Genomic DNA, 12,696 nt, shown 5'->3' on the forward strand with positions numbered 1-12,696 from the left:
TGCAGTACCGTAAGGTGTTTGCCAATGCAGTAGTGGGAGAAGCAAGAATCCCCCTGCTTTAGCTGTGGGGAGTGTCAAACAGGTCTGCGCTATGAGGGTGGACGAATGGTGGATATGTACCGTACTCTGGACAGTATCCCGGTTCTTGCAAAAGCAGGCGGCATTCTGGTGATGACCGATGAGATCCGTGGAACAGAGGCGGAAAAAAATCCGGAAAGCCTGAATATCCGGGTATTCCCGGGTGCTGACGGAAGCTTCAGATTGTATGAGGATGACAACGAAACCTGTGCTTACGAAAATGGTGCCTGTGTATTTACGGAAATGGATTATAAGGAAAAGGATCAGGGAGTGTTTACCATTCATCCCGCACAGGGAAAAACAGAGCTGATCCCGGCAAAGAGAGCTTATACCGTGGAGTTCTGTAATTTTGCGAAAACAGGAACAGATACTGTGAAGGTTCTGGTTAACGGAGCAGAGACTGAGGCTGCTGTAAAATATGAAGAGAAGCTTCAGAAGATCTGTGTGGAAGTGGAAGCAGACACAGCGGCAGAGGTGCAGATCATACTCGCAGGAGAGGCAGCGGACAATCGTATAGAGAAACGTATCTTTGATTTCCTGAACCAGGCAGAGATCGGTTTTGTGCTGAAGGACAGATTATATCAGCTGATCACAGCCGGAAAGAATCTGCCGGTTCTTTTATCTGAGCTTCAGTCCATGGAGCTGGACAAGGATCTTTACGGAGCACTGATGGAGATACTGACTGCGTAAAACATGAATAAAATCGCGTTTCCAAACCATACTATCATTATTATCAAAAGAAAGGATGATCATAATGATATTAAAGGAAAAAGAACGCACAGTGATCCAGGATCTTCAGACACAGGAAAAAAGCTGCATTGAAAAATACGGAAAATACGCACAGCAGGCCAGGGATCCGGAGCTTAAAAGCTTATTTCAGACTCTTCAGAAAAAAGAGCAGGAGCATTACGATTCCCTGAGCCAGGTGCTTTCCGGTACAGTTCCACAGGTAAACTGTAATGACAGTGACGGCCGTGATTACCAGCCAAAGGCTGCTTACACATCGGTGATGTCCTCAGAGGATAAGGAACACGATGCTTTTCTTGCAACAGACTGTATCGGAACAGAAAAGCTGATTTCCGGAGAATACAACTCGGATGTTTTTGCTTTTGAAGACAGTGATGTGAGGAAGCTTCTGGCTGATATCCAGGTGGAAGAGCAGAACCATGCGGAGATGCTTTACAAATATAAGACTGCGAACGGAATGTTCTGATATATAAAAAAGGGAGGATTTCAGTAATGGAATTCTTCCTTTTTTTATTATATAATCAGGAGAACAGCAGGGAGAAATACTTTCCTGCAAAGAGAGGAGAAATAAATATGAAGGGAACCAGCTGCGAATACTGTGCAAACTATACATATGATGAAGAGTGTGACGAATATTACTGTGATGTCAATCTGGATGAGGATGAATATTATCGTTTTGTGAGCAGTGATTACAAGGAATGTCCGTATTATCGTTCCGGAGATGAATATAAGGTGGTACGTCATCAGATGTGACACAGAGTAACGGAAAAAACAGAGCAGAAAATAAGGTGATAAGATAAATGCAGGTTTTCCACGAAAAGGAATGCGAGTTTTGTGGAAAATCTGCATTTTGATGTTTTGATATGTGCAAAAGGCTTCAAATTTGTAAAAATTAGCGTGTTTACATTTGAAAAAAATATCTTTATAATAAAAATATTGGTCTGACAGGTGGAACCTTTATACCATCCAGACGATGATAATGCTACAGGATTTTGTCTGAGACAAAATTTCGGGTAAGCGTCTGACAGACTTATAATAGATTTTTTGATTTGACGGAGGATGTGACAGATTGGATATTATAAAGAAATTCGGGGATATGGTGGGAGAGAAATCCATCAGGGATCCGGAAAAAGCACGAAAACTTCTTCTCACTGGATACCGGCTTCAGGAAAAACGTCTGCAGCTTTTTCCTGACAGGAAGCTTCCGGCTTCGGGACAGTATGTAGCCCGTGTAGTCATGCAGAATATTATCAAAGCCCTTGCAAAACCGGACGATACCGCGCTTGTGAGCATTTTTGTACCGGGAGAGCTTCTGACAGCAGCAGGGATCACTCCGTATTCCGTGGAGGCAATGTCCTGCTTCATCGCCGGAACCAGATGTGAGCAGGCATTTCTGGCACAGACGGAATCAGAGGGCTTTCCGGAAACCATGTGCTCCTATCACAGAGTTTTTTTGGGAGCGTCCATGACAGGATTGGTACCGAAGCCCAAATGTACCATCTACACAAACCTTGCCTGCGATGGAAACATGATGACGTTTCCTTATCTGAAACAGAAATATCAGATCCCGGGCTTTTATATTGACGTACCCTATGAAAAAAATCAGGATTCCATCAGCTATGTTGCAGATCAGCTCCGCGAGCTGAAGAAATTCCTGGAGGATGTAGGCGGGAAAAAAATCTCCGAGCAGTCGGTACAGCGTGCAGTTGCCAACAGCAATGAAGCGGCCTCCTATTACAGCAGCCAGCTTGCCCTCAGAAAGGATCACGATCCGGTGACTTCCCTGACAAATGAGCTGTATGCGATCTTTATGTGTCATCTTCTGGCGGGCTCAGAGGAATCCCTGAAATATACAAAAATGCTTCTTGAGGATGTGAAGAAGGCACCAAAGGGGGAAGGTCTTCATATTTTGTGGATGCATATGATGCCGTTTTTGCAGGAGCCGGTAAAGGATGTATTTAATTACAGCCAGAACGTGCATATCCGTGCCTGTGATTTTGTTGCAGACGGTTTTCAGCGGATGCAGGCCTCGGATCCTTATGAGGCCCTTGCGGAAAAAATGGTCAACTGCATTTACAACGGAAGTGTGAAGCAGAGGATCCGGCGTGCCCAGGAGCTGGCGAACCTTACAGAGGCAGACGGCGGGATCCTTTTTGCGCATTGGGGCTGCAAGGGAACCATCGGAGCTTCCAGCCTGATCAAAAATTCTCTGGAAAATGCAGGACTTCCAACCATGGTCCTGGACGGTGACGGCTGTAACCCGGCCAATTCCAGTGACGGCCAGGTATCCACACGACTTCAGGCATATCTGGAAATGCTGTCAGAAGGTAAGGAGGAAAAACGGTCATGATACATTACGTCTGTAAATATACACCGCTGGAGCTGTTTAAGGGCTTTGGCGAGGAATGTGCGGTTCTTGAGGAAATGCCGGAGAATTTTGAGCTTTCGGACCAGATCGCCCATGCTAATCTCTGCGGCTTCGGAAAATCTGTGATCCAGGCAGTGCTGGAGGGAAAGGTAGAGCAGCTTGTTCTTGTTAACTGCTGTGATTCCATGCGCCGTGTGTACGACATTGTGGAAAGTACCGGTAAATGTAAATTTCTGTACATGCTGGACATGCCTCATGAGGATAACGACTGTGAAAAGGTGAAGCTTGCCCAGGGCATCCACCGTCTGAAGAAAGCTTATGAGAAATTTTCGGGGAAAACCTTCGACAGAAGTGGATTTCTGAATGCTTTTTCCCATGAGCCTGTGGATAACCAGCCGTATATCGGTGTTCTGGGTGTCCGTGTCAGCGGCATCCTGGAAAAAATGATCCGGGATAATATCCGCATGGATGTGGAAAACCTGACCTGTACAGGTGGAAGACGTCTTGCAGTGATCCGTGAGGAGCTGGAAAAAATGGAAGACGATGCCATGTTCCTGGCTTATGCGGATGCACTTCTTTCCCAGATGCCCTGCTTCCGTATGAACAACAGCACCCGAAGAAACCGGCTGTATCTGGATCCGAACCTGAAGGGGATCATTTATCATACTATTAAATTCTGCGACTATTACGGATTTGAGTATGCAAGTATCAAGCGTGATATCAAGGTTCCGCTTCTGAAGATCGAGACAGATTTTACAAGCCAGAGTGCAGGACAGCTCCTTACCAGAGTGCAGGCTTTTGCGGAGACCCTGGAAGGCTCTGAGGATATGGACCCATCAAAAGGAATCAGCGAGGAGATAAGGAAAAAAATGGAATCAGGAGTTTATTATGTGGCAGGGATCGACAGCGGTTCCACAAGTACGGATGTTGTGATCCTAGATAAAGACGGAAAAATTAAATCGACCATGATCATTCCCACAGGCGGCGGCGCTATGATGAGTGCAGAGAAGAGCCTGGAGATGGCCGTGGAAAAAGCAGGGATCAGGAAAGAAGATATCGTGCGTATCGTTACTACCGGATATGGACGTGCCTATATTGACAGTGGTGATGACAGTATCACAGAGATTACCTGTCACGCAAAGGGCGCCCATTATCTGAATCCGAATGTGCGTACAGTTATCGACATCGGCGGTCAGGATATCAAGGCGATCAGCATTGACGAGAACGGTGCGGTAAAAAATTTCCTGATGAACGATAAATGTGCAGCAGGAACCGGACGATTCCTGGAAATGATGGCCCGTACTCTTGGACTTTCCCTGGAGGAGATGAGTACCCGTGGCCTGGAGTGGAAAGAGAACGTAGTGATCTCAAGCATGTGTACTGTATTTGCAGAGTCCGAGGTAGTTTCCCTGGTTGCCCAGAATAAGGACGTGGCAGATATCATCCATGGTCTGAATGTATCTGTTGCTTCCAAGGTAGGAGCTCTTGCAGCCCGCCTTGGCAAAAAGAATCCGGGAGAATACATGATGACCGGTGGTGTTGCCAGAAATAAAGGTATCATCCAGGCATTGGAGGAGAAGCTGGGAGCGAAGCTTTATATCTGTGATGAGGCACAGCTTTGTGGTGCGCTTGGTGCGGCACTGTTTGCTTATGAGAAGTGTAATGCGGCACGGTGATCAGATCAGACAAATTGCCTGCGCAGTGAATGCAGAGTGTGAATATCCTTTTGGTCAAGGGCGGCGTGCCCACTCACTGGGCGAACAGCCACAGTTCTTTCGGAAGTACCGGCTGAAGTGGGAGAGATTTGAAAATCCGCACAGTAGAGCCACCTGTTGAACAGGCAGAGCTTCGTTGGTGAGCAGATTTTTGGCTTTTTCCAGACGGAGCAGATTCAGGTCAGCATGAGGGGTGCTGTCAAAAAAATTCCGGTAACAGGAATAAAACTGACTTTTTTCGAGATTAGCCATGGCGCAGAGCTTTTCTGTTGTCCATGGCTTTTCGTAATTTGTAAGCATTTCCAGACGGATTTTTTGGAATAGGCTGCAGAGCTCCGAGTCTGCAGACTTGCCTGTATCTGTACTGCGGAGTTCCCGTGAGGCTGTGATCATCAGCTGGCAGAGCAGGGCATACTCGTAGTCCCGGGAAAAAACTTCTCTGTTCAGATATTCATGCTGCAGCTTCTGGATACAGTGATCGATCTCCTGGCAGTCACTGGGGTAAAAAATTTCGTTGCAGGGAAGTCCGAACCGTTTTGCCAGGTTTTCTCCGCAGGAAAAATGGACATAACTGTTCCGGAATTTTCGCACAGCCTGATAATGCTGGGGATTTCCCGGAATATAAAAGATGCAGGCATTTTCCCGGGTGACAGTAAGCTGACTGCCCAGATAAACCTTCATTGGTGTTTTAAATAAAAGAAAAAGAAAATCTCCGCTTCCCTCCGGCCGGAAAATCCTGTCGTAATCGGAGTTGGAACGGTTGTATTCGCAGAAATTTAAGGTGAAATCCATGAAAATGCTGCGCTCCTTTCATTACGTAGATCAGACAATCCGACTGTGGCATTGTAAAGAACTTTCTGTCTGGAAGTATAAAGTAAAGTGACAGAGGGACGTCCGTCTGGTAAGACTGTCTTTACGATAAATCTTACCGGAAAAAAAGTCAACTATTTCGGAAGATAATCACTGGTATGGATAGAACAGGATGGTAAAATGAAACATAGAAACGGTTGATTTCCGCTGAGAGTGTGTGAGCGAACAGAGGCGTAAGAGCCGGTATACGGCGGAATCGGAAACAGAGCTAAATGCGGTAGCAGCAGAAAATAATAATTTACAGGAGGATTTTTACAATGAAAAAAGCGCAGATCATCGTGGATAAATATTTCCTCACCGGAAAAACAGACAAAAGGATCTATGGTTCTTTTATAGAACATCTCGGACGTGCGGTTTATGAGGGAATTTATCAGGAAGGCAGCCCTCTTTCTGATGAGCAGGGATTCCGGAAGGATACTCTGGAGCTGGTAAGGGAGCTTCAGGTACCGATCGTTCGTTATCCGGGTGGAAATTTTGTATCCGGATTCCGCTGGGAGGATAGTGTCGGGCCGAAAGCTCAGCGTCCGTCCAGACCGGAGCTGGCCTGGGGTGTCATCGAGACAAACCAGTTTGGACTCAATGAGTTTGTGGACTGGTCCAGAAAAGCCGGCAGCGATGTGATGATGGCAGTAAACCTGGGAACAAGAGGACCGGAGGATGCGAAAAATCTTCTGGAATACTGTAACTTTAAGGGTGGTACCTATTACAGTGATCTCCGTAAGGCTCACGGCTATGAACAGCCGCATGATATCAAATTATGGTGTCTCGGAAACGAGATGGACGGTCCGTGGCAGATGGGACATAAAACTGCGGCAGAGTACGGAAGAGTTGCAGCAGAGACTGCCCGCCTGATGAAATTTATGGATCCGGAGGTTGAGACTGTTGCATGCGGAAGCTCCAGTCTGGAAATGTCTACCTTTGGCTCCTGGGAGTATACGGTTCTTGACGAGGCTTACGATCAGGTGGATTATCTTTCCCTGCATCAGTACTATGGAAATGCATCGGGAGACACTGCCGATTTTCTGGCAAGCTCCAAGGGCATGGATGATTTTATCTCAGGAGTGGTTTCCATCTGCGATGCTGTAAAAGCAAAGAAGCATGGAAAAAAACAGATCAATCTTTCCTTCGACGAATGGAACGTATGGTACCACAGCAATGAACAGGATAAAAAGCTGGAAAAATGGGTACAGGCGCCCCATCAGCTGGAGGATGTTTATAACTTTGAGGATGCACTTCTTGTGGGAAGCATGTTGATCACACTTCTCCGTCATGCAGATCGTGTAAAGATCGCCTGCATGGCACAGCTGGTAAATGTTATTGCGCCGATCATGACATCCGATACAGGCGCATGGCGCCAGACGATCTTTTATCCGTATATGTTGACAAGTGTGTTTGGAAGAGGAACCGTCCTTAATACACAGGTTCTCACACCGGTATACGAGAGCAAAACTTATGGCGAAGCGCCATATCTGGATTCTGTGTGTGTCTGGGATGAGGAAAAGGATACGCTGACGATCTTTGCAGTGAATAAGAGTCTGGATGAGGATATGGAAGTTTCCTGTGACTTGAGACAGTTTGAGGGATATAAGATCGTAGAGCATATTGTACTCAATAATGACGATCTTCAGGCAGCCAATACAGAGGCTCAGCCGGAGAATGTAGTTCCTGTAAAAGCCAGTGCAGAGTGCTCGAAGCTGGACGGCGGAAAACTGGAAGCAGTTTTTGCAAAACACAGCTGGAATATGATCCGTCTTGCGAAATAAGGGCCGGTGAAGTATAGTAAAAGCAGTTACAGAAAATGTAAATCATGCTACATTATGGGAGGTCTTTTTTATGTACACACCTGCAAAGGAACGCTACGAAACTATGGAGTACAACCGCTGCGGTGAAAGCGGCCTGATGCTTCCGAAGGTGTCTCTTGGATTATGGCATAATTTCGGAGATACTTCTGATTATGAAAACATGAAGCAGCTGTGCTTTACAGCTTTTGACAATGGTATCACACAGTTTGACCTTGCCAATAATTACGGACCTGCCTATGGAAGTGCGGAACGGAATTTCGGCAAGATCCTGAAAGAAGAACTGATGCCATACCGTGATGAGCTGATCATCACAACAAAGGCAGGCTATGATATGTGGGAAGGCCCTTATGGAAACTGGGGCAGCCGCAAGTATCTTCTGGCGAGCCTTGACCAGAGCCTGAAGCGCATGGGTCTGGAATATGTGGATATTTTTTACCATCACAGAATGGACCCGGAGACTCCGCTTGAGGAGACTATGGGGGCGCTGGCAACAGCGGTTCAGCAGGGCAAGGCCCTTTATGTGGGACTTTCCAATTATGATGGAAAAACCTTAAGCCAGGCGGCAGCGATCCTGAAGGATCTGAAATGTCCCTTTGTGATCAACCAGAACCGGTATTCCATTTTTGACAGAACTGTGGAAGAAAACGGTCTCAAGAGAACCACCGGCATTTTGAAAAAAGGTCTGATCACCTTTAGCCCTCTTGCTCAGGGACAGCTGACAGACCGTTACCTGAACGGGATCCCGGAGGACAGCCGTATCCGCAAAGATGGAAGATTCCTTAAGGAAAGTGTGCTGACGCCGGAGCGTCTGGATCAGATCCGGAGACTGAACGATCTGGCAGCCCAGCGTGGAGAGAAGCTGGCTGATATGGCGCTTGGCTGGCTGCTTCAGCATAAGGAAGTTACCAGTGTTCTGATCGGAGCTTCCAAGCCGCAGCAGATCCTTGATAATGTGAAAGCGATCCACTGTGCACCGTTTACAGCTGAGGAGCTGCGTCTGATCGACGAGATCTCAAAATAAGATTTATATACTTCCTGTTTTACTATGAAAAGTAGTGAAGCAGGGAGTTTTTTATGTCGAAATAATTGTTTAACTGAATCAGGAAAGTCTCCGGGTTACTGTTCACTGGTAATATTCCGCGAGGTGTTTTTTGTGAGCGAAGGTCACAGAAAACCCGAGACATACCGCGCGAATTTATGCGATTAGCATAAATTCTGTGCATCGCGAAGCGTGTTGCTGAGAACGGAGTGAACAGTAACGTCTCCGGCGGGAGTGCAAAGAGCAATAAGCAGTGGAGGTTTGACAACGGGATAGGTGTGTGCTATATTGAAAAACAGAAAAGAAAAGAGCCAGCGGGAGCTTGTGTGACAGGCTGAGAGGAAGATAGATCTTCGACCGTACCTGATTTGGGTAATGCCAACGGAGGGATTGTGATCTGAGAGCGTGTCTCCGTGGAGTTTGCCATGGGATGCGCTCTTTTCGGATGCAGGAATGGAACTGGAATGGTCTGACAATGTGGGGATATGAAAGTGACAGAGACTGCATGTGGAGCTTCTGCGGCGAGCGGGCAGGAAGGGGAGCGCCTTAATGTCTGGCAGGAGAGTGATATTCCGGAGGATTTTTCCGGAAGGATCATGTAAGCGATGGGAATCCGTGTTTTCGGAGTGAGAGGAAGTAAGGGAACTTCGACCGCCAAAATCTAAGGGCAGACTGTAGCAGACGGGAAGCTTTTGCCCGGATCTGACAGGGCTCTGCCTGATATTTCAGGGAGGAAAAACACTATGGAAAAACAAAGGATGCACACGCTTCGTATGGTAATGCTGGCAATGATGGTTGCGATCGGTGTCGTTATTTCACCGATCCTGAGGATTGAGGGAATGTGCCCCACGGCGCATCTTGTCAATATCGTATGCTCGGTTCTGATGGGACCGTGGTATTCCCTTCTCTGTGCGACCATGATCGGCGTGATCCGTATGATGTTTATGGGAATCCCGCCACTTGCACTGACCGGTGCAGTATTTGGCGCATTTCTTTCAGGTGTGTTCTACAGACTTTCCAAAGGTAAGATCATCTGCGCGGTGATCGGTGAGATCTTTGGAACAGGTATCATCGGATCCATGGTTTCTTATCCGGTGATGGCATTCCTGATGGGAAGAGGCGGACTGACAGCATTTTATTATACGCCGATGTTCCTTGCAGCAACCACAATGGGAGGATGTGTTGCCTATATTTTCCTGAAGGCTCTGAGTAAAGCAGGTCTTCTGGTGAAATTCCAGGCAGCTTTGGGTTCAAAAACATATGAGACAAAGAATTTTACAACTGCGAAAGCGAATTAAAGAAGAAAAGCCGCTGATCCATTGCATCACCAATCCGATCTCGATCCATGACTGTGCCAACGTGGTCCTTGCAGTAGGTGCAAGGCCGATCATGGCGGAGCATCCGGCAGAGGTGACAGGTATTACGGCATCGGCTGGTGCGCTGATGCTGAATCTCGGGAATATTACCGATGCCAGGATCGAGTCAATGAAGCGTTCTATGAGAACAGCGATGGAAAATAAGATCCCGGTTCTTCTGGATCTGGTAGGGGTTGCCTGCAGTGATCTCAGGCTGGATCTGGCGAAGGAGCTTTTGAGCATCGGCCATGCGGCAGTGCTGAAGGGAAATATGTCAGAGCTTCTGGCTGTTTCCGGGCTGCCGTCTCATGCGATCGGAATCGATGCGGGGGCGCAGGATGCCCTGACTGCGGAAAATATGGAGACTGTCAGTGAGGTGCTGAGGGCTTTTTCAAGGAGTAATCAGGCAATCGTGCTGGCTACCGGGAAACAGGATTTTGTTACGGATGGTGAACGGGTTGTTCTGGTACAAAATGGCAGTGCGGCGCTGTCCGGGATCACAGGAACCGGCTGTATGGTCGGTGCACTGACTGCGGCGTTTTTGCCGGGGTGCGAAGATAATATTGCGAAAGAGATGACGGATAGTATAGAGGCAGGTGTCTGGTCTGGCGTTGAGATGGAATTAAATGGGAGATCCGGGAATTATCTGGCTGCGGCAGTGCTTGGTACTGCACTTATGGGTATCGCCGGCGAGGAAGCGGAGAAGATTTCCCGCGGTCCGGGAAGCTTTCAGGTAAATCTGCTGGATGAGATCTATGGGCTTTCGGATCGACAGCTGCTGGATCTGTTGAAGATTGAAATGTACTGAAAAAGAGGGGATTAGGATGGATAGAAAAGATTTGGATGTAACGTTGTATCTGGTGACGGATAGTTCTTATCATACGGAGGAGTCTTTGCTCCGTACGGTTGAGGAGGCTTGTAAGGGTGGCGTGACTCTGGTCCAGCTTCGCGAGAAGAATAAGGGTGGACGGGAGTATCTGGATAAGGCTTTTAAGGTGAAGAAGATCACAGATCGTTACAATGTGCCGCTGATCATTGATGATCGTGTGGATGTGGCGCTGGCCTGTGATGCGGCTGGTGTGCATGTTGGAGCTTCTGATATTCCGGTTGCTGTGGCAAGGAAGCTGATGGGACCGGATAAGATCGTGGGGGCTACTGCCAAGACGGTGGAGGCTGCTGTGAAGGCTTATGAGGATGGTGCGGATTATCTTGGTGTGGGTGCGATTTATCCTACTACTACTAAGGTTGTGACGATCCTTACCAAGGTTTCTACGTTGAAGGATATCTGTGAGGCGGTTCCGATTCCGGCGGTTGCGATCGGGGGATTGAATGCCGGGAATATGGATGTGCTTGAGGGTGCCGGTATGAGTGGTATGGCGGTTGTTTCTGCGATCATGAAGGCGGAGGATCCGAAGAAGAATGCGCGGGAGCTGAAGGAGAAGATTGTTGCTTTGATGGGAAAGTGATTTAGGACATGAGTGAAGAGCAGTGGTGGATTTGAGGTTCATTGCTGTTCTTTTTTTGTTGAAATACGGACGCCCGTGAGGCGTGTGCTGCCTGTCGCCGGGGCTTCGTCGGGGGCTGGCTTCTAGGCTGCCGGAATTCTGCTAAAACCGTTTTCCAAAAGTCCGAACTCGCGTCTTGCAGCCGCTCAGACAGCGGACTTTTGAAAAACAACGCAGATTTCCGCCAGCCAAGAATCAGCTCCCCTCCTGCAGAGTCCGACGACAGGCAGCACACGCCTCACGGGCTGGTTTTTCAAGGCGTCAGGGGAGGGTGGCTGCTCGGGAGTTTGGGTGTAAATGTTGGGTTGAGTGGTCTGCCGGGAATGCGATGAGGCATCAGCGCTGCGCTGGATGCCTGGGAGGAAAGGCTGAGTTTCCGGTTGTCTGACGGTAGGGTGGCCGAGGCGCTTCGCTGTCGGCTGGTAGAGCGATGTGATATGGTTTATAAAAAATGCCGGTGGGGGTTACTCCACCGGCAGATCTCTGTGTTCTACGCTGGTGGAGAATACGATCTGTGTTTTGGTGCGGCCGAACTGCTGGAGTTCGTTGATGAAGTGGTCCAGTTCCATGGTGGAGCGGAAGGCTACTTCGATGAGCATGGAGTAATCGCCGGTGACGCAGTTGCATTCGATGACGTTTGGGATGGACTGGATGAAGGGATAAAAGTCTTTTTTTTGGTTGGGTTCTACTTCCAGGTTGATGAATGCTTTTATATGATAACCGAGAAATACCGGGTTGATCTGGGCGTGGTAGCCTGTGATCAGCCCGTTTTTTTCGAGGTGTTCGATTCTGGCGGAAACAGCGGGGGATGAGAGGAAGACTTCCTTTGCGATTTCCTTTACCGGGGTGCGGGCGTTCTTCTGAAGCATTTCGATGATCTTTCGGTCGATGTTGTCGAGTTTGTGTTCCATGTAGAATGTCTCCTTTCAATGAAAAATGTTATTTGTAACTGGTACAGGGCTGCGTAGGGAAGTGGATTGAAAATAGGTATTTCTGTATTGATTATACTGCGTGTGTTATCACAACACAAGAAACGACTTAATAAAAATAAGAAAAATAAAAGAAACTCTTAAAAAGATTAATATAAACTATTGAAAAACACGGATAATCATGGTTTTCCCTTAAAAGTATTTACAAGCCACAAAGAAAGTGTTAGTTTCTTAGGCATCAGAAAAACAGCTGCTGATAAAAATGAAAATAACAGAATGATTTGTAAA

At 47.6% G+C, this 12,696-nt stretch carries 12 protein-coding genes and 1 riboswitch; of the genes, 10 read left to right on the top strand and 2 right to left on the bottom strand.

Annotated features, from left to right (window positions below; genetic code table 11):
- The first annotated feature begins 105 nt into the window (after positions 1–105).
- The 5 genes from LI091_RS03525 (at position 106) to LI091_RS03545 (ending at position 4,869) form a co-directional block, all read left to right on the top strand.
- The gene (locus tag LI091_RS03525) at positions 106–768 is read left to right on the top strand and encodes a DUF5110 domain-containing protein (protein ID WP_178818374.1); all 663 of its coding nucleotides are present in this window, start codon (positions 106–108) and stop codon (positions 766–768) included.
- Positions 769–832: 64 nt separating this feature from the next.
- The gene (locus tag LI091_RS03530; RefSeq protein ID WP_173740169.1) at positions 833–1,291 is read left to right on the top strand and encodes a ferritin-like domain-containing protein; all 459 of its coding nucleotides are present in this window, start codon (positions 833–835) and stop codon (positions 1,289–1,291) included.
- Between the two features lie 107 nt (positions 1,292–1,398).
- On the top strand, positions 1,399–1,578 hold the full coding sequence (locus LI091_RS03535; protein ID WP_015526328.1) for a DUF6472 family protein: 180 nt from the start codon (positions 1,399–1,401) through the stop codon (positions 1,576–1,578).
- A gap of 316 nt (positions 1,579–1,894) precedes the next feature.
- Complete coding sequence (locus LI091_RS03540) at positions 1,895–3,175, top strand: 2-hydroxyacyl-CoA dehydratase subunit D (RefSeq protein WP_092073479.1); 1,281 nt, start codon at positions 1,895–1,897, stop codon at positions 3,173–3,175.
- Positions 3,172–4,869: an acyl-CoA dehydratase activase gene (locus tag LI091_RS03545; RefSeq protein ID WP_021652226.1), complete on the top strand. Its 1,698-nt coding sequence runs from the start codon at positions 3,172–3,174 to the stop codon at positions 4,867–4,869. The genes LI091_RS03540 and LI091_RS03545 overlap by 4 nt, the downstream gene beginning before the upstream one ends.
- Positions 4,870–4,923: 54 nt before the next feature.
- On the opposite strand, the gene LI091_RS03550 is transcribed toward LI091_RS03545, so the two are convergent.
- Complete coding sequence (locus LI091_RS03550) at positions 4,924–5,700, bottom strand: helix-turn-helix domain-containing protein (protein ID WP_174087885.1); 777 nt, start codon at positions 5,698–5,700, stop codon at positions 4,924–4,926.
- A 335-nt stretch (positions 5,701–6,035) separates the two neighbouring features.
- Here LI091_RS03550 and arfA point away from each other — a divergent pair, with 335 nt between their 5' ends.
- The 5 genes from arfA (at position 6,036) to thiE (ending at position 11,440) form a co-directional block, all read left to right on the top strand.
- A complete protein-coding gene (arfA, locus tag LI091_RS03555) occupies positions 6,036–7,541 on the top strand; it encodes an arabinosylfuranosidase ArfA (RefSeq protein ID WP_174087886.1) in 1,506 nt (501 codons plus the stop codon).
- Between the two features lie 70 nt (positions 7,542–7,611).
- A complete protein-coding gene (locus LI091_RS03560) occupies positions 7,612–8,601 on the top strand; it encodes an aldo/keto reductase (protein ID WP_059086650.1) in 990 nt (329 codons plus the stop codon).
- Between the two features lie 322 nt (positions 8,602–8,923).
- Positions 8,924–9,026: riboswitch (TPP riboswitch) on the top strand.
- 336 nt (positions 9,027–9,362) lie between these two features.
- Entirely contained in the window at positions 9,363–9,917 is a 555-nt protein-coding gene (gene thiW / locus LI091_RS03565) for an energy coupling factor transporter S component ThiW (RefSeq protein WP_015526323.1), read from the top strand.
- A complete protein-coding gene (locus tag LI091_RS03570) occupies positions 9,880–10,782 on the top strand; it encodes a hydroxyethylthiazole kinase (RefSeq protein WP_265190831.1) in 903 nt (300 codons plus the stop codon). The genes thiW and LI091_RS03570 overlap by 38 nt, the downstream gene beginning before the upstream one ends.
- Positions 10,783–10,798: 16 nt before the next feature.
- On the top strand, positions 10,799–11,440 hold the full coding sequence (gene thiE / locus LI091_RS03575) for a thiamine phosphate synthase (RefSeq protein ID WP_265190832.1): 642 nt from the start codon (positions 10,799–10,801) through the stop codon (positions 11,438–11,440).
- Between the two features lie 503 nt (positions 11,441–11,943).
- Here the strand turns inward: thiE and LI091_RS03580 are convergent.
- Complete coding sequence (locus tag LI091_RS03580) at positions 11,944–12,390, bottom strand: Lrp/AsnC family transcriptional regulator (RefSeq protein ID WP_021652217.1); 447 nt, start codon at positions 12,388–12,390, stop codon at positions 11,944–11,946.
- Positions 12,391–12,696: the final 306 nt, after the last annotated feature.

Origin of the sequence: Blautia sp. MSK20_18 (assembly GCF_020553125.1) — a bacterium.
Taxonomy (GTDB): Bacteria; Bacillota; Clostridia; order Lachnospirales; family Lachnospiraceae; genus Blautia_A; species Blautia_A fusiformis.